General features: G+C 70.7%; 18 protein-coding genes and 2 tRNA genes. 14 read left to right on the top strand and 6 right to left on the bottom strand.

The features are described from left to right. Positions 1-1,099: 1,099 nt before the first annotated feature. The 8 genes from dnaN to ACFCV8_RS01440 all read left to right on the top strand — a co-directional run bounded on the left by dnaN (position 1,100) and on the right by ACFCV8_RS01440 (position 11,010). Complete coding sequence (gene dnaN / locus ACFCV8_RS01405; RefSeq protein WP_376683183.1) at positions 1,100-2,230, top strand: DNA polymerase III subunit beta; 1,131 nt, start codon at positions 1,100-1,102, stop codon at positions 2,228-2,230. 188 nt (positions 2,231-2,418) lie between these two features. Next, a complete protein-coding gene (gene gnd / locus ACFCV8_RS01410) occupies positions 2,419-3,297 on the top strand; it encodes a phosphogluconate dehydrogenase (NAD(+)-dependent, decarboxylating) (RefSeq protein WP_376683184.1) in 879 nt (292 codons plus the stop codon). Between the two features lie 83 nt (positions 3,298-3,380). Beyond that, positions 3,381-4,511, top strand: coding sequence for a DNA replication/repair protein RecF (gene recF / locus ACFCV8_RS01415; RefSeq protein WP_376683185.1), 1,131 nt, complete (start codon positions 3,381-3,383; stop codon positions 4,509-4,511). Beyond that, the gene (locus ACFCV8_RS01420; RefSeq protein WP_376683186.1) at positions 4,508-5,059 is read left to right on the top strand and encodes a DUF721 domain-containing protein; all 552 of its coding nucleotides are present in this window, start codon (positions 4,508-4,510) and stop codon (positions 5,057-5,059) included. The genes recF and ACFCV8_RS01420 overlap by 4 nt, the downstream gene beginning before the upstream one ends. 357 nt (positions 5,060-5,416) lie before the next feature. Next, positions 5,417-7,477 carry a DNA topoisomerase (ATP-hydrolyzing) subunit B gene (gyrB, locus tag ACFCV8_RS01425; RefSeq protein ID WP_376683187.1) on the top strand — a complete coding sequence of 687 codons (2,061 nt, stop codon included), beginning with the start codon at positions 5,417-5,419 and terminating at the stop codon, positions 7,475-7,477. A gap of 47 nt (positions 7,478-7,524) precedes the next feature. Continuing rightward, on the top strand, positions 7,525-10,155 hold the full coding sequence (gene gyrA, locus ACFCV8_RS01430) for a DNA gyrase subunit A (protein WP_376683188.1): 2,631 nt from the start codon (positions 7,525-7,527) through the stop codon (positions 10,153-10,155). A gap of 93 nt (positions 10,156-10,248) precedes the next feature. Next, positions 10,249-10,857: a DUF3566 domain-containing protein gene (locus ACFCV8_RS01435; RefSeq protein ID WP_376683189.1), complete on the top strand. Its 609-nt coding sequence runs from the start codon at positions 10,249-10,251 to the stop codon at positions 10,855-10,857. 76 nt (positions 10,858-10,933) lie between these two features. After that, positions 10,934-11,010, top strand: a tRNA-Ile gene (locus ACFCV8_RS01440). Positions 11,011-11,302: 292 nt separating this feature from the next. Here ACFCV8_RS01440 and ACFCV8_RS01445 read toward each other — a convergent pair. Further along, entirely contained in the window at positions 11,303-11,683 is a 381-nt protein-coding gene (locus tag ACFCV8_RS01445; RefSeq protein WP_376683190.1) for a DUF6344 domain-containing protein, read from the bottom strand. Positions 11,684-11,990: 307 nt separating this feature from the next. Here ACFCV8_RS01445 and ACFCV8_RS01450 point away from each other — a divergent pair, with 307 nt between their 5' ends. Both ACFCV8_RS01450 and ACFCV8_RS01455 read left to right on the top strand, forming a co-directional pair. Continuing rightward, complete coding sequence (locus ACFCV8_RS01450) at positions 11,991-12,125, top strand: DLW-39 family protein (protein ID WP_003958712.1); 135 nt, start codon at positions 11,991-11,993, stop codon at positions 12,123-12,125. 195 nt (positions 12,126-12,320) lie between these two features. Further along, positions 12,321-13,661: a hypothetical protein gene (locus tag ACFCV8_RS01455; protein WP_376683191.1), complete on the top strand. Its 1,341-nt coding sequence runs from the start codon at positions 12,321-12,323 to the stop codon at positions 13,659-13,661. 15 nt (positions 13,662-13,676) lie between these two features. Here the strand turns inward: ACFCV8_RS01455 and ACFCV8_RS01460 are convergent, their stop codons facing one another. Together ACFCV8_RS01460 and ACFCV8_RS01465 are read right to left on the bottom strand one after the other, a co-directional pair. Next, the gene (locus ACFCV8_RS01460) at positions 13,677-14,987 is read right to left on the bottom strand and encodes a serine/threonine-protein kinase (RefSeq protein ID WP_376683192.1); all 1,311 of its coding nucleotides are present in this window, start codon (positions 14,985-14,987) and stop codon (positions 13,677-13,679) included. 47 nt (positions 14,988-15,034) lie between these two features. Continuing rightward, complete coding sequence (locus ACFCV8_RS01465) at positions 15,035-15,583, bottom strand: helix-turn-helix domain-containing protein (protein ID WP_376683193.1); 549 nt, start codon at positions 15,581-15,583, stop codon at positions 15,035-15,037. 170 nt (positions 15,584-15,753) lie between these two features. On the opposite strand from ACFCV8_RS01465, the gene ACFCV8_RS01470 reads away from it, so the two are divergent. Further along, positions 15,754-15,826: transfer RNA gene (locus tag ACFCV8_RS01470), tRNA-Ala, on the top strand. 238 nt (positions 15,827-16,064) lie between these two features. On the opposite strand, the gene ACFCV8_RS01475 is transcribed toward ACFCV8_RS01470, so the two are convergent. From ACFCV8_RS01475 to ACFCV8_RS01485, 3 genes are read right to left on the bottom strand one after another with little or no spacing between them, the layout of a single operon-like run. After that, positions 16,065-17,642, bottom strand: coding sequence for a methylmalonyl-CoA mutase (locus ACFCV8_RS01475; protein ID WP_376683194.1), 1,578 nt, complete (start codon positions 17,640-17,642; stop codon positions 16,065-16,067). A 44-nt stretch (positions 17,643-17,686) separates the two neighbouring features. Next, on the bottom strand, positions 17,687-18,709 hold the full coding sequence (locus tag ACFCV8_RS01480; RefSeq protein WP_376683195.1) for a zinc-binding alcohol dehydrogenase family protein: 1,023 nt from the start codon (positions 18,707-18,709) through the stop codon (positions 17,687-17,689). Beyond that, entirely contained in the window at positions 18,706-19,347 is a 642-nt protein-coding gene (locus ACFCV8_RS01485; RefSeq protein ID WP_376683196.1) for an MBL fold metallo-hydrolase, read from the bottom strand. The genes ACFCV8_RS01480 and ACFCV8_RS01485 overlap by 4 nt, the downstream gene beginning before the upstream one ends. A 171-nt stretch (positions 19,348-19,518) precedes the next feature. Here ACFCV8_RS01485 and ACFCV8_RS01490 point away from each other — a divergent pair, with 171 nt between their 5' ends. From ACFCV8_RS01490 to ACFCV8_RS01500, 3 genes are all read left to right on the top strand, one after another. Continuing rightward, positions 19,519-20,448 (top strand): NADP-dependent oxidoreductase, encoded by a 930-nt coding sequence (locus ACFCV8_RS01490; RefSeq protein WP_376683197.1) that lies wholly within the window; start codon positions 19,519-19,521, stop codon positions 20,446-20,448. Between the two features lie 309 nt (positions 20,449-20,757). Further along, on the top strand, positions 20,758-21,756 hold the full coding sequence (locus ACFCV8_RS01495; protein WP_376683198.1) for a ScbA/BarX family gamma-butyrolactone biosynthesis protein: 999 nt from the start codon (positions 20,758-20,760) through the stop codon (positions 21,754-21,756). A 6-nt stretch (positions 21,757-21,762) separates the two neighbouring features. Further along, the gene (locus tag ACFCV8_RS01500) at positions 21,763-22,818 is read left to right on the top strand and encodes a ketoacyl-ACP synthase III family protein (protein ID WP_376683199.1); all 1,056 of its coding nucleotides are present in this window, start codon (positions 21,763-21,765) and stop codon (positions 22,816-22,818) included. The last annotated feature ends 13 nt before the right edge of the window (positions 22,819-22,831 follow it).

Genomic DNA, 22,831 nt, shown 5'->3' on the forward strand with positions numbered 1-22,831 from the left:
CCCCGCGAGGGCTCTCCGAGCGCCCTTCTCGCTGTCCGGGGGCGGCCCCGGAGGCCGCCCCCGGAGGATGCGCGGGGCCGCCCGGCCGGCCTTGCGCAGGCTGCTCGAAGGCGTTCCGCGGACCGCCCGAAAGCGGTCGAGGGCGGCTCCGAAACGGCCCTGGGGCCGCCTCGGAACCTCTCCGAAGCCGCCCCGGGGCCGCCTCGGGGCCGCCTCGGGGCCGCCTCGGGGCCGCCTCGGAGCCGCCTCGGAGCCGCGTCAGAGCCGGTTCGAGGCCGTTCCGGAACCGTTCCTGGCCGTCCCGTACCGCTCGGGGACTGTGGCTTTGTTCGATTACTCGCGGCTGACCAGCGGTTCTCCACAGATCTGAGGAGTTTTCCCCTTCCACAGCCTGGGGACCGGGAAGTTGTCCATATTGCTTCCACAGGGGCGACTGCCGATACTCCATCAGGCCAGGTCAAGCCCCTGGGGATTTGTGGTCAACCGTGATCCACAGCCTGTGGACAAAATCTTCGTCCACAGGGGGTGGATGATGTTGTCCACCGGCGACCCACAGCTCACGTCGCGTTGTCCCCAGCTTCGCGCCGCTTCTCCACATCTCTGTCCACTGTTCGGCAACTCGCGGCCCTCTTTCACCGTGCCGAGTGAAAGGCGTCACACCAGGGGCGTGGGTTGGGCTGTGGGGAACCTGGGTAAAGCTGGGGACAGCCCTGGGGAGAAACCACCCTGTCCTGTGCATGGGGTGTGCAGAACTTTCCTGTGTCCACAGAAACGCCGTGTTGTCCACCGGTGCCACCCACAGGACCGGTGGACAAAAAACCGGCAGTGACCTGCGCAAACGACGTTATCCACGGTTTCCACAGGCCCTACTACTACTGCCACATAGAGTTAGCCCGGAATCCGCTTCGAAGTGGGGCCTGTGCACAACTCGGCGCCGGAGCGCTCCGAGCCTCTTGTCGCGACTTGACCCCGAGCAGCACCGAGTGTCGGTGCCGTACGTCAGACTGGTCCCCGGCGTCCTCACCGCTCCGGCGGCGGGGGACCCGATCAGAAGACGAAGGCCGGCAGGGCGAGCGAGCAACAGCAGGAGGCGGTTCCGGTGAAGATCCGGGTGGAGCGCGATGTACTCGCGGAGGCGGTGGCCTGGGTGGCCCGCAGCCTCCCGGCCCGTCCGCCCGCGCCCGTTCTCGCGGGCCTACTGCTGAAGGCCGAGGACGGGGCCCTCAGCTTCTCCAGCTTCGACTACGAGGTGTCGGCCCGGGTCTCGGTGGACGCCGAGGTCGAGGAGGACGGCACGGTGCTGGTCTCCGGCCGGCTGCTCGCCGACATCTGCCGCGCCCTCCCCAACCGTCCGGTGGAGATTTCCACAGACGGTGTACGGGCGACCGTGGTCTGCGGCTCCTCCCGGTTCACCCTCCACACCCTTCCGGTGGAGGAGTACCCGGCGCTTCCCGAGATGCCGACCGCCACGGGCACCGTCCCCGGTGAGGTCTTCGCCTCGGCCGCCGCCCAGGTCGCCATCGCCGCGGGCCGCGACGACACGCTGCCGGTGCTGACCGGTGTGCGGATCGAGATCGAGGGCGAGACCGTCACCCTGGCCTCCACCGACCGCTACCGCTTCGCGGTCCGCGAGTTCCTCTGGAAGCCGGAGAACCCGGAGGCCTCCGCGGTCGCCCTGGTGCCCGCCAAGACACTGCTGGACACGGCCAAGGCCCTGACCAGCGGTGACACGGTGACGCTGGCGCTGTCCGGCTCGGGTGCCGGGGAGGGCCTGATCGGCTTCGAGGGCGCCGGCCGTCGTACGACCACGCGCCTGCTCGAAGGGGATCTGCCGAAGTACCGCACGCTCTTCCCCACCGAGTTCAACTCGGTCGCGGTGATCGAGACCGCCCCGTTCGTCGAGGCCGTCAAGCGTGTGGCCCTGGTCGCCGAGCGGAACACCCCGGTGCGGCTGAGCTTCGAGCAGGGCGTGCTGATCCTGGAGGCCGGTTCCAGCGACGACGCACAGGCTGTGGAGCGGGTCGACGCGGTGCTGGAGGGCGACGACATCTCGATCGCCTTCAACCCGACGTTCCTGCTGGACGGCCTGAGCGCGATCGACTCCCCGGTCGCCCAGCTCTCGTTCACGACGTCCACCAAGCCCGCGCTGCTCAGCGGCCGCCCGGCCGTGGACGCCGAGGCGGACGCCGCGTACAAGTACCTGATCATGCCGGTGCGGCTCTCCGGCTGATCCGGCCGCCGGTCCCCTGCCACGAACGGCGCTGACGTCCCGACCGCCGCGGTCGGCGCGGTCGGGCGCGGACAGGACGACGGTCCGTACGGGCGTGCTCGCCCCTTGAGCACGCCCGGCGCAGCCTCCCCCGCCGGGCGTAGGCTCGTCCGTGGGTACGAATCGGCACAACGCTTAAGGAATCTCTGATGGAGCTCGGTCTCGTCGGCCTCGGCAAGATGGGCGGCAACATGCGCGAGCGCATCCGCCGCGCAGGCCACACCGTCATCGGTTACGACCGCAACCCGGACGTCTCCGATGTCCACAGCCTCGAAGAGCTCGTGGGCAAGCTGAAGGGCCCCCGGGTCGTCTGGGTGATGGTCCCGGCCGGTGCCCCGACCCAGGCCACCATCGACGAGCTCGCCGGTCTCCTCTCGCCCGGCGACATCGTCGTGGACGGCGGCAACTCCCGCTGGACCGACGACGAGAAGCACGCCGTCGAGCTGGGCATCAAGGGCATCGGCTTCGTGGACTGCGGCGTCTCCGGCGGTGTCTGGGGCCTGGAGAATGGCTACGCCCTGATGTACGGCGGCGACGCCGAGCACGTGGCGAAGGTCCAGCCGGTCTTCGACGCCCTGAAGCCCGAGGGCGAGTTCGGCTCCGTGCACGCGGGCAAGGTCGGCGCGGGCCACTTCGCCAAGATGGTCCACAACGGCATCGAGTACGCCATGATGCAGGCCTATGCCGAGGGCTGGGAGCTGCTGGAGAAGGTCGACTCCGTCACCGATGTGCGCGAGGTCTTCCGTTCCTGGCAGGAGGGCACGGTCATCCGTTCCTGGCTGCTCGACCTCGCGGTCAACGCGCTGAACGAGGACGAGCACCTCGACCAGCTCCGGGGCTACGCCGCCGACTCCGGCGAGGGCCGGTGGACGGTGGAGGCCGCCATCGACAACGCGGTGCCGCTGCCCGCGATCACGGCGTCGCTCTTCGCGCGCTTCGCCTCGCGTCAGGACGACTCCCCGCAGATGAAGATGATTGCCGCGCTGCGCAACCAGTTCGGTGGCCACGCGGTCGAGAACAAGAAGTAACCACAGCGGGGGCGGACCGGCCCGGCCGGCCGGGCCGCCCCCACGAGGCACGGAGCAGGAAGCCGGGAAGGTCGGCGTACACCATGCATGTCACGCATCTCTCGCTGGCCGATTTCCGCTCGTACGCCCGGGTCGAGGTGGGTCTCGAACCGGGCGTCACCGCTTTCGTGGGGGCCAACGGTCAGGGCAAGACGAATCTGGTGGAGGCGATCGGCTACCTCGCCACGCTCGGCAGCCACCGGGTCTCCTCCGATGCCCCGCTGGTGCGGATGGGCGCGGAGCGGGCCGTCGTCCGTGCCGCGGTGACGCAGGGCGAGCGGTCGCAGCTGGTCGAGCTCGAGCTCAATCCCGGCCGGGCGAACCGGGCCCGTATCAACAGGTCCTCGCAGGTCAGGCCGCGTGATGTGCTGGGCATCGTGCGTACGGTGCTGTTCGCGCCGGAGGATCTGGCGCTGGTCAAGGGCGATCCGGGGGAGCGCCGGCGCTTCCTCGACGAGCTGATCACGGCGCGTGCGCCGCGGATGGCGGCGGTGCGCTCGGACTACGAGCGGGTGCTGAAGCAGCGCAACACCCTGCTGAAGTCGGCGGCGATGGCCCGTCGGCACGGCGGCCGCTCGATGGACCTGTCCACGCTCGACGTGTGGGACCAGCATCTGGCCCGGGTGGGCGCGGAGCTGCTGGCCCAGCGGCTGGATCTGATCGGTACGCTCCAGCCGCTCGCGGACAAGGCGTACGCGGATGTCGCGCCGGGCGGCGGTCCGCTGTCCCTGGAGTACCGCAGCTCGGCCGGGGCCGACGTGGGGACCGTCCGTACCCGCGAGGAGCTGTACGAGCTGCTGATCGCGGCCCTGGCGGAGGTCCGCAAGCAGGAGATCGAGCGGGGCGTGACGCTGGTCGGCCCGCACCGCGACGAGCTGCTGCTGGGGCTGCGCGGGATGCCGGCCAAGGGGTACGCGAGCCACGGCGAGTCCTGGTCGTACGCGCTGGCGCTGCGGCTGGCCTCGTACGAGCTGCTGCGCGGCGAGGGCAATGAGCCGGTGCTGGTGCTGGACGACGTCTTCGCGGAGCTGGACGCCCGGCGCCGGGAGCGGCTGGCGGAGCTGGTGGCCCCGGGCGAGCAGGTGCTGGTGACGGCCGCGGTGGACGACGACGTTCCGGGTGTGCTGGCGGGGACGCGGTACGGGGTCGCCGCGGGCCGGGTGGAGCGGTTGTGAGCGGCGGCGCGGGCGCCGGTGAGGGCGGGGGCAAGGCCCCGGAGCCCTCGGGCGTGGACCTGGCCCGGGTGGCCCTGCGCGCGGCCAAGGAGCAGGCGCGGGCGCGGGGTGCCGCCGCGCAGCAGCGGAAGCAGGCCCGGCGGGGCGGCGGGCTGCGCTCGGGGGCGCGGGCGGACGGACGCGATCCGCAGCCGCTGGGTTCCGCGATCACCCGGCTGATCACCGAGCGGGGCTGGGAGACGCCGGCCGCGGTCGGCGGGGTGATGGGCCGCTGGCCGCAGATCGTCGGCGAGGACCTGGCGAAGCACTGTGTGCCGCTGCGGTACGACGACGATCCGGATCACCGGGTGCTGACGGTGCAGTGCGATTCGACGGCGTGGGCGACGCAGCTGCGGCTGCTGGCGCCGCAGCTGGTGGCCCGGCTGAACGCGGACCTGGGGCACGGCACGGTGCGGCTGATCAAGGTGCTGGGGCCCGGTGGTCCGCAGCGCAGGTTCGGTCCGCTGCGGGCACCGGGGAGCACCGGTCCGGGCGACACCTACGGCTGACCTGGCCTTTTATCGATTTTCTGTGGCTGGTGGGCCGCTCATCGGGCACACCGGAACAGTTCCCTCGTACGTATGTTCCGTGGTCGAAACCACGCGCTGGGGGCGAGGCGTCCCTCACCGTAGCGGGAGGTTGACAGGCCGAAGCGTTCAACGGCGGTGTGAGCCTCCTGAGGGCCCTGTCTGAATATGGGGAGTCGTCAGGCGCTCATTCAGGGCGGCACATGCGTACTCAGGTACCGGCAAACCCCCATTGATGTCAGTGCTACCGGTAGACTGGTGCACAATCCCGCGTCCTGCGGGAGTCGTCGATTACAAGCCGAACGACGCAGCCGCTCCCGTTTGCCCGGAGAACGGCCTGTGCTGTGCCAGAGAGGGCGCTTCGTGGCCGATTCCGGCAACCCCAACGAGAACATTCCGTCTACACCTGGTGGGAGCGGCGAGGGCTCCGCGGCGTACGACGCCAGCGCGATCACCGTCCTCGAAGGTCTGGACGCGGTCCGCAAGCGACCCGGCATGTACATCGGCTCGACCGGTGAGCGCGGTCTGCACCACCTGGTGCAGGAAGTCGTCGACAACTCGGTCGACGAGGCCCTGGCCGGTCACGCGGACACGATCGACGTGACGATCCTGGCCGACGGCGGCGTGCGCGTGGTCGACAACGGTCGCGGCATCCCCGTCGACATCCACCCGGTGGAGAAGAAGCCGGCCGTCGAGGTCGTGCTGACCGTGCTGCACGCGGGCGGCAAGTTCGGCGGCGGCGGCTACGCCGTCTCCGGCGGTCTGCACGGCGTCGGTGTCTCCGTGGTGAACGCCCTGTCGACCAAGGTCTCGGTCGAGATCAAGCGCGACGGCTACCGCTGGACGCAGGACTACAAGCTCGGCGTACCCACCGCCCCGCTCGCCAAGCACGAGCAGGTCGAGGAGAGCGGCACGACGGTCACCTTCTGGGCCGACCCGGACGTCTTCGAGACCACCGAGTACTCCTTCGAGACGCTCGCGCGCCGCTTCCAGGAGATGGCGTTCCTCAACAAGGGCCTGACGATCCGGCTCACCGACGAGCGCGAGTCGGCGAAGGCGACCAGCGGCGCGGACGAGGCGGGTGCGGACGAGAAGGCCGAGGTCAAGACCGTCACGTACCACTACGAGGGCGGCATCGTCGACTTCGTGAAGTACCTCAACTCCCGCAAGGGCGACGTCATTCACCAGTCGGTGATCGACATCGAGGCCGAGGACAAGGAGCGCCTCCTCTCGGCCGAGATCGCCATGCAGTGGAACACGCAGTACACCGAGGGCGTCTACTCCTTCGCGAACACGATCCACACGCACGAGGGCGGTACCCACGAGGAGGGCTTCCGCGCCGCGCTGACCACGCTGGTCAACAAGTACGCGCGCGACAAGAAGCTGCTGCGCGAGAAGGACGACAACCTCACCGGTGACGACATCCGTGAGGGTCTGACGGCGATCATCTCGGTGAAGCTGGGCGAGCCGCAGTTCGAGGGCCAGACCAAGACCAAGCTGGGCAACACGGAGGCGAAGACCTTCGTGCAGAAGGTCGTCCACGAGCACCTGACGGACTGGTTCGACCGCAATCCGAACGAGGCCGCCGACATCGTCCGCAAGGGCATCGCGGCCGCCACCGCCCGCGTCGCCGCCCGCAAGGCGCGCGACCTGACCCGCCGCAAGGGGCTCCTGGAGAGCGCCTCGCTGCCGGGCAAGCTGAGCGACTGCCAGTCCAACGACCCGACGAAATGCGAGATCTTCATCGTCGAGGGTGACTCCGCCGGTGGTTCGGCGAAGTCCGGCCGCAACCCGATGTACCAGGCGATCCTGCCGATCCGCGGCAAGATCCTGAACGTCGAGAAGGCCCGGGTCGACAAGATCCTTCAGAACACCGAGGTCCAGGCACTGATCTCGGCCTTCGGCACCGGGGTCCACGAGGACTTCGACATCGAGAAGCTCCGCTATCACAAGATCATCCTGATGGCGGACGCCGACGTCGACGGCCAGCACATCAACACCCTGCTGCTCACCTTCCTCTTCCGCTTCATGCGTCCGCTGGTCGAGGCCGGGCACGTCTACCTCTCCCGCCCGCCGCTCTACAAGATCAAGTGGGGCCGGGACGACTTCGAGTACGCCTACTCGGACCGGGAGCGCGACGCCCTGGTCGAGCTGGGCAAGCAGAACGGCAAGCGGATCAAGGAAGACTCGATCCAGCGCTTCAAGGGTCTCGGCGAGATGAACGCCGAGGAACTGCGCGTCACCACGATGGACGTCGACCACCGGGTCCTCGGCCAGGTCACGCTGGACGACGCGGCGCAGGCCGACGACCTCTTCTCGGTGCTGATGGGCGAGGACGTCGAGGCGCGGCGCTCGTTCATCCAGCGCAACGCCAAGGACGTCCGCTTCCTCGACATCTGAGTCGGCCGTACCAGCCAAGCCGCCGCTCGAAAGGACTTTGACCAGCAATGGCCGACGAGAACACCCCTGTGACACCCGAAGAGGAACCCGCCGCCGGCGTGGGCATGCGCGTCGAGCCCGTCGGGCTCGAGACGGAGATGCAGCGCTCCTACCTCGACTACGCGATGTCCGTCATCGTCTCGCGTGCGCTGCCGGACGTGCGGGACGGTCTCAAGCCCGTCCACCGCCGTGTGCTGTACGCGATGTACGACGGCGGCTACCGGCCCGAGAAGGGCTTCTACAAGTGCGCCCGCGTCGTCGGTGACGTCATGGGTACGTACCACCCGCACGGCGACTCCTCGATCTACGACGCACTGGTCCGCCTGGCGCAGCCGTGGTCGATGCGGCTGCCGCTGGTGGACTCCAACGGCAACTTCGGTTCCCCGGGCAACGACCCGGCCGCCGCCATGCGGTACACCGAGTGCAAGATGATGCCGCTGTCCATGGAGATGGTCCGGGACATCGACGAGGAGACCGTCGACTTCCAGGACAACTACGACGGCCGCAACCAGGAGCCGACGGTCCTCCCGGCCCGGTTCCCGAACCTGCTGGTCAACGGCTCCGCGGGCATCGCGGTCGGCATGGCGACCAACATCCCGCCGCACAACCTGCGCGAGGTCGCGGACGGCGCCCAGTGGTACCTGGAGCACCCGGAGGCCTCGCACGAGGAGCTCCAGGACGCCCTGATCGAGCGGATCAAGGGCCCGGACTTCCCGACCGGCGCGCTGGTCGTGGGCCGCAAGGGCATCGAGGAGGCGTACCGCACCGGCCGCGGCTCGATCACGATGCGCGCGGTCGTCTCGGTCGAGGAGATCCAGAACCGGCAGTGCCTGGTCGTCACGGAGCTTCCGTATCAGACCAACCCGGACAACCTGGCGCAGAAGATCGCCGACCTGGTCAAGGACGGCAAGATCGGCGGGATCGCCGACGTGCGCGACGAGACCTCCTCGCGTACCGGTCAGCGTCTGGTCGTGGTGCTGAAGCGGGACGCGGTCGCCAAGGTCGTCCTGAACAACCTGTACAAGCACACCGACCTCCAGACCAACTTCGGCGCCAACATGCTGGCGCTGGTCGACGGTGTGCCGCGGACGCTCTCCATCGACGCGTTCATCCGCCACTGGGTGACGCACCAGATCGAGGTCATCGTCCGGCGTACGCGCTTCCGGCTGCGCAAGGCCGAGGAGCGGGCGCACATCCTGCGCGGCCTGCTGAAGGCCCTGGACGCGATCGACGAGGTCATCGCCCTCATCCGGCGCAGCCAGACGGTCGAGGTGGCGCGTGAGGGCCTGATGGGCCTGCTGGAGATCGACGAGCTCCAGGCGAACGCGATCCTGGAGATGCAGCTGCGGCGGCTGGCCGCGCTGGAGCACCAGAAGATCACCGCCGAGCACGACGAGCTCCAGGCGAAGATCAACGAGTACAACGCGATCCTGGCTTCGCCGGAGCGGCAGCGCCGGATCGTCAGCGAGGAGCTGGCGGCGATCGTCGACAAGTTCGGCGACGACCGGCGTTCCAAGCTGGTGCCCTTCGAGGGCGACATGTCCATCGAGGACCTGATCGCCGAGGAGGACATCGTCGTCACGATCTCGCGTGGCGGCTATGTGAAGCGTACGAAGACGGACGACTACCGCTCGCAGAAGCGCGGCGGCAAGGGCGTGCGCGGGACGAAGCTCAAGGAAGACGACATCGTCGACCACTTCTTCGTCTCGACGACGCACCACTGGCTGCTGTTCTTCACCAACAAGGGCCGGGTGTACCGGGCGAAGGCGTACGAGCTCCCCGACGCCGGACGGGACGCCCGCGGTCAGCACGTCGCCAACCTGCTGGCCTTCCAGCCGGACGAGCGGATCGCCCAGATCCTGGCGGTCCGTGACTACGAGGCCGCGCCGTACCTGATCCTGGCCACCAAGGGCGGCCTGGTGAAGAAGACCGCGCTGAAGGACTACGACTCGCCCCGTTCCGGCGGTGTGATCGCGATCAACCTCCGGGAGATGGACAACGGTGCCGAGGGCGTGGCCGACGAGCTGATCGGCGCGGAGCTGGTGTCGGCCGAGGACGATCTGCTGCTCATCAGCAAGAAGGCCCAGTCGATCAGGTTCACCGCGACGGACGACGCGCTGCGCCCGATGGGCCGCGCGACCTCGGGCGTGAAGGGCATGAGCTTCCGCGAGGGCGACGAGCTGCTCTCGATGAACGTGGTCCGGCCCGGTACGTTCGTGTTCACCGCGACCGACGGCGGATACGCGAAGCGGACCCCCGTCGACGAGTACCGGGTCCAGGGCCGTGGCGGTCTGGGCATCAAGGCTGCCAAGATCGTGGAGGACCGTGGCTCGCTGGTCGGCGCGCTGGTGGTGGAGGAGTCGGACGAGATCCTCGCCATCACGCTCGGCGGCGGTGTGATTCGTACGCGAGTCAATGAAGTCAGGGAGACGGGCCGTGACACCATGGGCGTCCAACTGATCAATCTGGGCAAGCGCGATGCCGTTGTCGGTATTGCCCGTAACGCCGAAGCCGGCCACGAGGCCGAAGAGGTCGAGGGGTCCGAGGACTCCGGGGCCGCTGCGGCGGAGGGTGCCGAGAGCACGGTCGAAGGCAATGTCGAAGGCACGTCGCCTTCGGCCGGGGAGCACGAGGAGTAGAGCGTGAGTGGAGCCACGGGCGCCGGTTCGGCCGCTTCCGGAACAGGAGCGAACGGTGCCCGTGGCCCCGCCACGGACTCCCAAGGGGGCACTGTGACGGACACCCGGGGGCCTCAGCCCCAGTACGAGGGCTACGCGACCGGGCCGCTGCCCGGCGAGCGCGAGCCCGCACCGGGGCAGAGCGGGCCGTACCACCCGCCGCAGGCGTATCCCTCGCCTGACGGTGGTACACAGGGCGGCGGCCGCCAGCACGGTACGCACGGCGGCGCGCAGGGCGCGGACGCCGCTCAGGCGGCGCGCAAGCCGCGTACGGGCGCGCGGACGACTCCGCGTACCCGCAAGGCACGACTGCGGGTGGCCAAGGCCGACCCGTGGTCGGTGATGAAGGTGAGCTTCCTGCTCTCCATCGCGCTCGGCATCTGCACGGTGGTGGCGTCCGCCGTGCTGTGGATGGTCATGGACGCGATGGGCGTCTTCGAGGCCGTCGGCGGCACGATAAGCGAGGCCACCGGTTCCAGCGACAGCACCGGCTTCGATCTGCAGTCGTTCCTGTCGCTGCCGCGGGTCCTCGTCTTCACCTCGGTCATCGCAGTGATCGACGTGGTGCTGGCGACCGCGCTGGCGACGCTGGGCGCGTTCATCTACAACCTGTCGGCCGGTTTCGTGGGCGGTGTCGAGCTGACGCTGGCCGAGGACGAGTAGACCGCCGGATACCGATTTTGGGACTGGCCCCGACGTGCGCTAATCTTCAGAGGTCAGCGCGGCACAACAGCGCGGCGGGGCTATAGCTCAGTTGGTTAGAGCGCATCCCTGATAAGGATGAGGCCACAGGTTCAAATCCTGTTAGCCCCACCAGAACGAAGGCCCCTCACCGGGAACGGTGAGGGGCCTTCGTCGTATGCGGATGAACCGGAGCGGAGCGCCGGGTGGACGACGGTGCGGGAGCGCGGGCGTGCGCCGGGCGGTCGGGGGTGCGGGGCGGGGTGCGTGGCCGGCGCGGTGCGGGTGCGGTACGCCGGGGGTCGGTCCCTCGCCGGGGGAGCTGACCCCCCGCCATGGAGGCGGGGCGGGAAGGCTGCTGGGCGCACGGAGAAGCCCCCGTCCGGTGCGAACCGGTCCGGGGGCTCAGGTGTCGGTCGTGCGGCCGTCAGGGCGGCAGCAGGGAGGCGTCCCCGGCCGGGGCCCCGTGCGAGGTGCGGGCGGCGCTCCGGGTCTCCGCGGTGTCCGTGCCGTCGTAGGAGGACAGATGGCGGGTGGCGGGCGAGGAGCCGTGGGCCTCGGCGCGGATGCGCTGCTTCATCGTGGGTGGCAGGGCCCGGTCGCGGGGAAGGGTCCATCGGACGCCGGGGGCGGTCGCGGCCGCGGTCGTCGTGGTCTCGGCCATGTGCTCGTGGGTCGTGGTGGCCGGCTCCGCGGCGCGCTGCTGCGCTGCCGTGGCCGGGGCGCTCATGAAGCCCAGTGCGGCGAGCAGGGCGAAGAGGGCGGTGACGAAGGAGGTCCAGATGTTCCTGGGCTGGAAGGAGTTCATGACCCCTCGCTTTCGGGTGGTCCGGTTTGCTTACCTTTCCGATGATGTGGATCGGACCGCCGATTTCCCGGACCGACGCCACCGATTCGCCGATCTTCGGATGAACACCACTCGTATGGTTCAACCGGCTCCGGGTGGATGCGCCGCAGGTCACGGCCGGGTCCGGACTCCGCCGCTCCCACCGCCCGGAAGGATCGCTTTTCCCCGGGCGTCAGTTGGGCCCCGGGCAGGTCACCGGTTGATATCGGCCGGTGTGTATAGTCGGGCGGCAGAAGTCCCCTACGTCAAGGAAAGACGAGGTCGCGCGGTGAAGAAGCTTCTCCTGGTCGCACTGGCCGCCATCGGCGGGCTCCTCGTGTACCGCCAGATCCAGGCGGATCGCGCCGAGCAGGATCTGTGGACGGAGGCGACTGACTCCGTGCCCGCAGGTTCGGGTGTGTGAGACAGAAAAGCCTGATTGCGGGCCCCGGTCGCCGAGCGGCCGGGGCTTCGTGCTGTTGCGGGACCGTGACGGCCGTGCTCTTGAGTCAACCGGAGCACACCAATACGTTGCCTGAGCAAAAATGACCGGGCCCCCGTGGGCCGGCGGCACGGGCGTCGCGGGGCGGTGCGGACGGACGACGAGGGGAAGCGCGTGATGAGGCGGCGCAACAGGGGCCGGGTGGCGCTGGCCGCGGTCGCGGCGATGTGGGTGGCGGCGGCGCTGCCGGGACAGGCGTACGCGGCCGGGGAGAGCGCCGCGTACACCTTCGATCCGGGGGCCGGGCAGATCGCCGGGGCGGAGTTCAGCACCCAGGCCCCGGCCCTGAAGGACGGGTCGGTCTACCGGAGCTCGATCAAACCCGGTGAGAAGCTCTACTACCGCCTCGACCTCGACGCACGGACGAACGCGTACGTCTCGGCGGTGGCCGTGCCGCGGGGCGGCGGCCGGGTCGCGTACGGGGACGGGATCACGGTCAGCATCCGCGACAGCGCGGATCTGCAGTGCGGCTCGCAGAGCGCGCGGTTCGAGTCGGCGGAGTTCCCGCGGCCGATCGCCGCGTACGCCTCCCGGATGATGGAGAAGGACAGCAGCACCTGCCAGGACGCCGGGACGTACAACGTCCTGATCGAGCGGGAGAGCAGGAACACCTCCTCGCAGGACGCCTGGGACCTGGAGCTGCGTTACGTCGCGGAGCCGCGGCCGAAGGCGGCCGGTTCGCTGCCGACCGGGGCTCCGGAGAACTGGCCGTCGGCCTCGCCGGCGCCGCCCACCGCCGCCCCGCAGAAGCGGTCCGGCGGCAGCAGCTACTACGACGCGACCGGTCTGGAGACCGGCGAATGGCAGGAGGAGGGCGGCATCCGGCCGGGGCAGACCCTCTTCTACCGGGTGCCGGTCGACTGGAACCAGCAGATCTTCGTCACGGCGGACCTGAGCAACAGCACCACCTCGGACACGTACGTCGGCAACGCGCTCGCGCTCTCCCTGGACAACCCGGCGCACGGCCACGTCGACTCGGCGAGCCCGCTCTCGTACTCCGGCAAGTCCGCGTCCGTCTCGCTGGACCCGCTGCCCCCGGTGGCGTACGAGAACCGCTACGACTCCTCCGGCGACGTCAGCGCGATGCGGTTCGCCGGCTGGTACTACCTGTCGGTCACGCTCAGCCCGGCCGTCGCGAAGTCGTACGGGGACAAGGCGATCCCGCTGACCCTCAAGGTCAAGGTCGAGGGCGAGGCGGGCAGTTCGCCGTACGCGGGGGACGCCGGGCCCTTCTCGGTCACGCAGGACGACAAGGACATGGCGCGGGCCGGGAAGAGCGGCCCGCAGGCAGCCCGCAGCGGCACGATGAAGGCGGTCGGCGTGGCAGGCATCACCACCGGCTCGGTGCTGGTGCTCGGGCTCGGGGCGTGGACGCTGCTGGCGCGGCGCCGCGCGGCCACCGCCCCGGCGGCCCCGTCCGGCGGCGAACCGTACGGAGGCCCGCCGCAGGCCTGGTGACACCGTCGGCGGCGGTCAGCTCCGGGTCAGCGCCCAGATGCCCACCGCGAAGCAGAGCAGCGCCACCAGCAGCACCGGGACCGCCACCTTCGGGGGCGGTCCCGGACGCCGTTGCGGGGCGGCCGCCGCGACGGGGGCGGGGGCGTGCGCCGCGACGGGGGCGTGCGCCGGTGCCTGCGGCTGTCCGACGGTGTACGCCCGGGTGGGCGGGGGGTCGCTCCGCACGGCGGCCGTGGGCGCCTGTGCGACGTCCTGCGCGACGTCCTGGGCGTGCGCCGTGGCCGCGTACGGGGGCGCGGGCTGCGGCGGAACCTGGGAGTGCGGCGCGGCGGGCCGGGGCGTGGGCTCGGGCGCCGGCGCGGGTATCGCCTGCTGCGGGGGAGGCGGCAGGTGGAAGCTGCCCGTCTCCGACATCGAGACCTGCGGCTGGGCGGGCTCGGGGGCCTTGACCGGCCCGTCGGGACCGAAGCCCGGGGGCAGCGGCCCGATCTGGTCGAAGACCTCGACCGGCTCGTCCTCCGGCCCCGGCTCCGGAAGCATCTCGACCGCGGCCGTCAGCGCCTTGCGGGCGCCCGTGGCCGTACGGAACCTGACCTGCGGGTCCGGCTGGAGGAGCCCCGCGAGGACCTGCCACAGCGGCTCCGGGATGCCCTCGGGGGCGGCGGGCGTGCCGTGCGCGGCGAAGTGCTCGACGAGCGCCTGCGCGTCGGGCTTCTGCCCCTGGATCAGGTAGAGCGCGACCAGACCGACCGCGAACAGGTCCGCGGGGAAGTCGGGCTCCGCGCCCATCATCTGCTCGGGCGCGAAGTAACCCGGCGTCCCCACCACGTAGTTGGTCTCGGTGAGGCGCGGCTCGCCCTTGCGCATGGAGATGCCGAAGTCGGACAGCCGCAGGTGCGGCCGGCCCGTACCGGTCGCCTCCATCAGGATGTTGGCCGGCTTGATGTCCCGGTGCACCACGCCCTCGGCATGCACCGTGGACAGGCCGGACAGCAGCTGGTCGAGGAGCGTGCAGACGAAGCGGTGCGGCAACGGGCCGTAGTCGCCGATGACATGGGCCAGCGAACCACCGCTCACCAGGTCCATGGTGAACAGCACCTTGTCGTCGTCCGCGGCCCAGCTGGCGGGCGCGAGCACATGCGGGTGCTCGATCCGCAGCGCCTGCTCGCGCACGAAGCGCAGCAGCGTGTGCGCGTCGCTCTGCTGGAGGACCTTCGCCGCCACATAACGACGGCGCCGGTGGTCCCAGGCCCGCCAGACCGCGCCGACCCCACCACGCCCGATCGGATCGATCAGCTCGTACCTACCGGCGAAGACCTCACCCATTGCGCTGCGCCCGCTCCCTGATCCGCCCTGCCCCCGACGACAGGCCCCTAGCCCTGATGCCCCTCGTAGTGCGCCACCGCTTCCGCGGTGCGCCCGGCGCCGTACACCTTGAGGAACTCTGCCAGCTCCGGGTGGGTCGCGGCGAGGGAGTCGGCGGCTTCGATGATGTCGCCGGCCGCCGCGACCGACCTCAGCAGCGACTGGATCTCGCGGACCACGCGCCGGACGGTGGGGGCGCCGCCGGTGGTCGTGGTCTGGCCGGTTCCGGTGAGGACGGAGCCGCCCTGGGACTTCTTGATCACTTCCATGCGCTCGGTGGCCTCGCCCGCGCTGACGCTGCCGTCCGCGACCTGGCCGGCCAGCTCCTGGAGTGCCTGGACGCGCTGGACGACCGCGGGGTTGCCGATCTTCGCCCGCTGGCCGCTCATCAGCTGGGAGAGCATGGGAGCGGACAGCCCGAGCACGGCGGCGAGCCGGGCCTGGTTCAGCCCGAGGTCGTCGATCAGCCGACGGAACAGCGCGCCGAGGGGTTCCCCGTACCAACTGCGCTGGAGCTCCCTGGCTCTTGCCGTTGCCTCTTGCTGCGCTGCGTCCATGGCGTCTCCCCTTCGCTGCGGCTTCGCTGCTGCGAACCTCGCCGAGCATCTTACGGAGCGTGGTCGCGGACCGGGAGACCCCATATTGTTTGCAGGATTCCGGGGGGTACCCGGTACTCTGGACCGGAGCGGTTGCCGGGGCACGGAAGTGTCCGTGGCTGTCCGTTTTCGGGGCCTTAGCTCAGTTGGTAGAGCGCTGCCTTTGCAAGGCAGATGTCAGGAGTTCGAATCTCCTAGGCTCCACACGTTGCACCCCCTGACCTGCGGAAACGCGTTCAGGGGGTTCTTTTTTTGCCCGATTTTCCGTGCTGACATGCTCCGGGTCACCCAGGCGGCGATGTCGCGGGTGGGTGACCCGGGGGTGAAGAGCGTCATACGGGCGCCGGAGAGGACCGACGGCCCGATGCCGTCGGCGTCCTCCTGGACGGCGGTGCCGACGATCCGTGCGCCGTCCTCGCCGTACGTCGGCGTCCGTGCGGACTCAGGTGGTCGTCGGGCTGTAGGTGCCCCAGACCTCGCGGAGCGCGTTGCAGACCTCCCCGACGGTGGCGCGGGCCTTGAGCGCGTCCTTCATCGGGTGGAGCACGTTGTCGGTGCCCGCGGCGGCCGTGCGCAGCCGGGCGAGGGCGCTGTCGACGGCGGTCCGGTCGCGTTCGGCGCGGAGCTTCGTGAGGCGCTCGGCCTGCTGGGCCTCGATGGCCGGGTCGACACGGAGCGGTTCGTACGGCTCCTCGGCGTCGACCGTGTAACGGTTGACGCCGACGACGACCCGGTCGCCGTTCTCGGTCTCCTGCGCGATCCGGTACGCCGAGTGCTCGATCTCGCTCTTCTGGAAGCCGCGCTCGATCGCGTCGACCGCGCCGCCCATCTCCTCGACCCGGCCCATCAGTTCGAGGGCGGCGGCCTCGATGCCGTCGGTCATCCTCTCGACGACGTACGAACCGGCGAACGGGTCGACGGTCGCGGTCACGTCCGTCTCGTACGCGAGGACCTGCTGGGTGCGCAGGGCGAGGCGCGCGGACTTGTCCGTCGGCAGGGCGATGGCCTCGTCGAAGGAGTTGGTGTGCAGGGACTGCGTTCCGCCGAGAACGGCCGCGAGGCCCTGGACGGCGACGCGGACGAGGTTGACCTCCGGCTGCTGGGCGGTGAGCTGCACGCCGGCGGTCTGGGTGTGGAAGCGGAGCATCAGCGACTTGGGGTTCTTCGCGCCGAACTCCTCCTTCATGACCCGCGCCCATATCCGGCGGGCCGCCCGGAACTTCGCGACCTCCTCCAGGATCGTGGTCCGCGCGACGAAGAAGAAGGACAGCCGCGGGGCGAAGTCGTCCACGTCCATGCCGGCCGCGACCGCCGTACGGACGTACTCGATACCGTCGGTCAGGGTGAACGCGATCTCCTGCGGGGGCGAGGCCCCCGCCTCCGCCATGTGATAGCCCGAGATCGAGATCGTGTTCCACTTCGGGATCTCGGTCCGGCAGTACTTGAAGATGTCCGCGGTCAGCCGCAGCGACGGCTTCGGCGGGAAGATGTACGTGCCGCGCGCGATGTACTCCTTCAGTACGTCGTTCTGGATCGTCCCCGTCAACTGTGCTGCGGACACGCCCTGTTCCTCGCCCACGAGCTGGTACATGAGGAGGAGCAGGGCGGCCGGGGCGTTGATGGTCATCGAGGTCGACACCTTGTCGAGCGGGATGCCGTCGAACAGGATCCGCATGTCGTCGACCGAGTCGATCGCCACGCCCACCTTGCCGACCTCGCCCGAGGAGATCGGCGCGTCGGAGTCGTGGCCCATCTGTGTCGGCAGGTCGAAGGCCACCGACAGGCCCGTCGTCCCGTTGGCGATCAGCTGCTTGTACCGGGCGTTCGACTCCACCGCCGCGCCGAAGCCCGCGTACTGCCGCATCGTCCACGGCCGGCCCGTGTACATCGTCGGGTACACGCCCCGGGTGAAGGGGTACGCGCCCGGCTCGCCCAGCTTCTCGGCGGGGTCCCAGCCCTCCAGGTCCCCCGGCCCGTACACCGCCTCGATGGGCAGTCCCGACTCCGACTCGCGCGTCATGCGTATCCCCCGTCCTTCACCGGCCGTGTGCTGGTCGTGCCCGTTCAGGAGCGGACATCGAGGACGTACTTGCCCGTGGATGCCCGGGTCTCGAGGAGTTCGTGCGCGCGTGCCGCGTCGCCCAGCGGCAGCACGGTCACGTCCACCCGGACGCTGCCCCTGGCGACCTCGGCGAGGGCCTGCTCCAGGTGGGCGCGGAGCAGCTCCGGGGCGCGGCCGGCGACGCCGCCGAGGTTGTAGCCGACGAGGGAACTGTTGGTGTACCAGGGGTGGTTGCCCTCGAAGGTGACGTCCTCGGCCGCCGCGTTGCCGAAGATGACGTGTCGCCCGAAGGCGGCCAGCAGGCCGGTGACGGACGACCGGAACGCGCCGCCGACGGAGTCCAGGACCAGGTCCGCGCCCGCTCCGCCGGTCCGCTCGGCGATCTCCTGCTCCAGCTCCTCGTACGACACGACGCTGTCGTAGCCGAAGCCGCGCGCGTACGCGGCCTTGGCCGGGGAGCTGGTCACGCCGATGACCGTGCCCGCGCCGAGCGAGCGGGCCAGCTGCGCCGCCGCCGTGCCGACGCCGCCGGCCGCGGCGAGGACGACCACGGTCTCCCCCTCGGCGAGGTGACCGGCCGAGGTGAGGACGCCGAGGGCGGTGGTGACGTTGCACAGTGCGCCGGCCGCGAGGGCGCCGTCGAGGCCGGCGAGCTCGCCGTCGAGGCGGACGACGTGCTCGGCGCCGACGGTCACCACCTCGGCGTTTCCGCCGCCGCCCAGGGTGAGCGCGGCCACCCGGTCGCCGGGCTCGAAGCCGGTGACGCCCTTGCCCACGGCGCGGACGGTGCCGACCGCCTCGAGGCCGGGGAAGTGCGGCAGGCCGACGGGGAACTGGCCGCGGCGGAACATCACTTCGGCGAAGTTCACGCCCGCGTACCGGACGTCGACGGTGAGCTGACCGGCCCCGGGCTCGGGTGTGTCGACCTCACCGACGGTGAGGACGGACGGGGTGCCGAAGGCGTCGAAGCGGACGGTGCGCATACGGCTGCCGGGGGTCGTGGAGGTCGGGGCGGTGTTCGTCATCGGTTTCCCGTCTGGTCGAGGAGGGAGGTGGGGCCGTGGCCGGTGAGCAGCCGGGTGTCGTCCGGGCAGAGGCCGGCGACCATGCGGAGGGATTCCTCCATGCTCGCCGGGCTCGCGGTCGGTGCGTCCGCGCGTCCCCGGCCGCTCGCGAGCAGGGTGTCCCCGGTGGCGAGCAGGGGAGCGTCGCCGCCGCCGAAGCGGAACATCACCGAGCCGACGGTGTGGCCCGGCGTGTGCAGCACCGTGACGGTGCCGGTGGCGAAGGTCAGTTCGCCGCCGTTCTCGGGGAGTTCGCGGACCTCGTCGGGTTCCTGGTCGGGGTGGCCCACGAGCAGGTCGCGGGGGAACGATTCGGGCAGTCCCTTGGCGGGAGCGCCCAGTTGGTAGCGGTCGGCCGGGTGGATCCAGGCCGGGATGCCGTAGTGCCGGGCGAGCGGCACGGCGTCCCAGGTGTGGTCCATGTGGCCGTGCGTGATCAGGACGGCCTCGGGTTCGAGGCGGTGGGCGCGGACGGCCCGCAGGACCGCCTCTCGGGAGTCGTGTCCGGGATCGACGACGAGGCAGGGATTCCCCGGACCGGCGGAGACGATGTGGACGTTCGTTCCGAACTTGCCGGTGGCGGCGGACAGTACGAGCATGACGCGACTCTGACCGAGACTTCGGTCATATGTCAATTGCCATAGGTGTCGCAGAACCCTGACTCAAGTCTGCCTTATAGTGGCGGGGGCCGCCACGGCCGTGTCCGTCGAACGGCCGGTCCCCGGTGCGCCTCGGTCCGTCAACCAGCAGTCTCACCAGGGGGTTTGCCCGTGAAGGCCATTGCCGTCCAACGCTACGGAGGCCCTGAGGTCCTGGAACTCATGGATCTCCCCGAGCCGCGTCTCGGTCCCGATGTCGTGCTCGTCCGGGTGCGGTATGCGGGTGTGAACCCTGCCGACTGGAAGATCCGCGAGGGCTATGTCGACGACTGGTTCGAGTCGCACTTCCCCATGGTGATGGGCTGCGACCTGTCCGGCGTCGTCGAACGCACCGGCCTGGGCGTCACCGAGTTCGCCCCCGGCGACGAGGTCGTCGGCTACGTCCGCGCCGACCACATGCAGCGCGGCACGTACGGCGAGCTGGTCGCCGCGCCCGTCCGGACCCTGGCGCACAGGCCGCGCTCCCTCGGCGCGCGGGAGGCGGCCGGACTGCCGGCCGCCGGCCTCACCGCGTACCAGGCACTCCGCCGCCACCTGGGGACCGGCCCGGGCGACGTGCTGCTCGTCCACGCGGCGGCCGGCGGGGTCGGCTCGCTCGCCGTCCAGATCGGCCGCGCCCTCGGCGCCCGCGTCATCGGCACGGCCAGTGAGCGCAACCACGACTTTCTCCGGTCGCTCGGCGCGGAGCCGGTGACCTACGGACCCGGGCTGGCCGACCGGGTGCGCTCCTTGGTGCCGGAGGGCGTCGACGCCGTCCTCGACCTCATGGGCGGGGAGACCCTGGCCGGTTCGCCGACGCTGCTGCGGCCGGGCGGACGGCTCGCCTCCGTCTCCGGTGACGTGAGCGGGCTCGGCGGGCGCTACGTCTTCGTCCGCCCCGACCCGGTCGATCTGGCCGACCTCGTGGCGATGGCGGGACGCGGCGAGGTCCGGGTCCACGTGAGCGCCGAGTTCCCGCTCGCCGAAGCGGCCCGCGCCCATGAACTCGTGCAAACCGGCCATGTGCGGGGCAAGGTCATCCTGTCGGTGGGAATGGCCTGATCCAGCCCGTCCCGCCACTCCGGTCCGAGATCGGCACGGGAAGGACCGGACCCGATACCCGTACCAGCAGATCCGTATCCCATACGTGTGACAACGAAGGCCGCCCCCTGCCGGGGCGGCCTTTCCCGTGTCTCCGGGGGCCTCTGCGGCCGGCCTTCAGTGAATCTTGAGCGGCTCTCAAGTCGCCCACACGTGAGGCCCCGGCCAGTTGCCCCGTCGTTCGCAGATGAAACCCCAGAGGGGGAGGCGAGGCTTGATTCATGCCCTCAGGGGCCGCCGAAGCAGACCCACGGACGAACGGAACCGGGCATGACCATTGCTGAGCAGGAGCGGACGGAAGCGGCCGTGGCCGAACTCGCCTACCAGCGTCCTGTGGACCGTGTCCTGGTGCACCGCCGGGCCGTCCTGGAGGTCTTCGTCACCGACGCCGTCCGGCACGGCGACGACGCCTTCGCCGTGGCCGTCCAGGCGCCCCGCGCGCACAGCTACTACAACGACCACACGCAGCGGCCCGCGCTGCTCGACCCGCTGTTCCTCCTGGAGGCCGCCCGCCAGGCGGTCACCGTCGTGGCGCACCAGTGGCTGGACGTCTCGTACGACACCTCCTTCCTGATCAGCGACTGGACCACCGAGTTCACCGACCTCGCGGCGCTACGGGCCCGCGGCCACGCCCCGGACGAACTGGTCGTCGAGGTCACCGCGCGCGACCTCAAGCGGCGCGGCACCAGGCTCCTCGCCGCCACCCTCGAGTGCGTGTTCCTGGTCGGCGGCCGGCGGGCCGGGACGAGCGTGATCGTGGCCGGGTACCTCAGCCGCGACGGCTACACGGCCCACCGTGAGAAGAGCCGGGGCTCCGTCCCGCCGCTCTCCTCCGCCATGCCGCACACCCGCACCGGCACGCCCGTCGCGCCGTCCCTGGTGGGCCGCGAGCGCACGGAGAACGTGGTCCTCACGGACGTGACACGGCACCCCGGCGCCACGACCGCGCTGCGCGCCGTGCTCGACGTGCCCGTGCGGCACGCGGCCATGTACGACCACCCGCTGGACCACGTACCGGCGATGGCGTTGATGGAGGCGGCCCGCCAGGCCGCGGTCCTCGCCTCGGGCGGGCCCGGCGAACGGTGTTACGTCCGCGCCTTCGGCGCCACGTTCCGCCGCTTCGTCGAGCTGGACAGCCCGGTCACGGTCTCCGTCACCCCCTCTGCCGGCGAGCGCCTCACCGTCGACTTCCTGCAGGACGGCGAGCCGGTCTGTACGGCCGAGGTCGGGGTCACGGTCCTGCCGGTGCCCGACGCGGACGGCAGGTGACGGGCCGTGCGACTGGAATCGCCCCTGGGGCTTTCGGCGACGGCCTGGTACCCCGACAGCCTCCAGACGGCCGAAGAGGCCGTGGCGGCCGGTGACATCGACGCCCGTACCGCCCGCGAACTCGGCTACACCTCGCTCCCGGTCAGCGAGGACACCGCGCCGCCCGACATGGCCGTCGAGGCCGCGAACCGGCTCTTCGCGCTCACCGGAGCCCGCGCCGACTCCCTCTCCCTCGTCCTGCACGCCGGCGTCCACCACCAGGGCCACGACGCCTGGTCCGCCCCGCACTACATCGCCAACCGGATCGGTGCCGACCGTGCCGTGGCCATCGGACTGCTCCAGCAGTGCAACGGCGGCGCCATCGGCATCGAGCTGGCCGCGAGCCGGCTCCAGGCCGACCCGGCCGCGGGGCCCGCCCTGGTGACGACCGCCGACCGCTTCCTGATGCCGAGCTGGCACCGCTGGCGCAGCGACTACGGGATGGCGGCCGGCGACGCGGCCACCGCCGTCCTCGTCCACCGCACCGGCCCCGCGGCGGAGTCCGGTTCGGCACACGCCTTCCCCCCGGACCTGCTGCTGCGCTCGCTCGCCACCCGGACCGCCTCCGAACTGGAGGTGATGCACCGCGGCGACGACGAACTGAACGCGACGCCGATGGGCCACAGCCCGATGATCGACGTGCGGCGCACCAAGCGCGCCTTCATCAAGGCGTACGGCGTCGAGTTCTTCGTCAAGACGGCCGCCGACCGCATCCGCGCCGTCGTCGAGGAGTGCCTCGCCGACGCCGGGCTCACTGGCGACGATCCGCGGCTGCACTACGCCGTGATCCCACGCCTGGGCACCAAGGCGATGAACGAGGCGTACATCCCGCCGCTGAAGGACGTCACCTCCGCGGAGGTGCTCGACCTGGGCCGGGCCACCGGACACGTCGGGGCGGGCGACCTCAACGCCTCCCTGGCCGATCTGGCCCGCTCGGACCTCCTGAGGCCCGGGGCCCACGCCCTCGTGCTCAACGGCGGCGGCGGATTCACCTTCACCGCGGCAGTGGTCAGCAGACGCTGACCTCCCGAGGCCC

Source organism: Streptomyces sp. NPDC056347 (genome assembly GCF_042262625.1).
GTDB lineage: Bacteria > Actinomycetota > Actinomycetes > Streptomycetales > Streptomycetaceae > Streptomyces.

Bases quoted from the DNA above. Each gene is read 5' to 3' on its own strand.
- ACFCV8_RS01485 (WP_376683196.1), bottom strand. From the start codon at position 19,347: ATGCTCGTACTGTCCGCCGCCACCGGCAAGTTCGGAACGAACGTCCAC.
- ACFCV8_RS01460 (WP_376683192.1), bottom strand. From the start codon at position 14,987: ATGGGTGAGGTCTTCGCCGGTAGGTACGAGCTGATCGATCCGATCGGG.
- gnd (WP_376683184.1), top strand. From the start codon at position 2,419: ATGGAGCTCGGTCTCGTCGGCCTCGGCAAGATGGGCGGCAACATGCGC.
- ACFCV8_RS01445 (WP_376683190.1), bottom strand. From the start codon at position 11,683: ATGAACTCCTTCCAGCCCAGGAACATCTGGACCTCCTTCGTCACCGCC.
- ACFCV8_RS01475 (WP_376683194.1), bottom strand. From the start codon at position 17,642: ATGACGCGCGAGTCGGAGTCGGGACTGCCCATCGAGGCGGTGTACGGG.
- ACFCV8_RS01480 (WP_376683195.1), bottom strand. From the start codon at position 18,709: ATGACGAACACCGCCCCGACCTCCACGACCCCCGGCAGCCGTATGCGC.
- recF (WP_376683185.1), top strand. From the start codon at position 3,381: ATGCATGTCACGCATCTCTCGCTGGCCGATTTCCGCTCGTACGCCCGG.
- gyrA (WP_376683188.1), top strand. From the start codon at position 7,525: ATGGCCGACGAGAACACCCCTGTGACACCCGAAGAGGAACCCGCCGCC.
- ACFCV8_RS01495 (WP_376683198.1), top strand. From the start codon at position 20,758: ATGACCATTGCTGAGCAGGAGCGGACGGAAGCGGCCGTGGCCGAACTC.
- ACFCV8_RS01465 (WP_376683193.1), bottom strand. From the start codon at position 15,583: ATGGACGCAGCGCAGCAAGAGGCAACGGCAAGAGCCAGGGAGCTCCAG.
- ACFCV8_RS01455 (WP_376683191.1), top strand. From the start codon at position 12,321: ATGAGGCGGCGCAACAGGGGCCGGGTGGCGCTGGCCGCGGTCGCGGCG.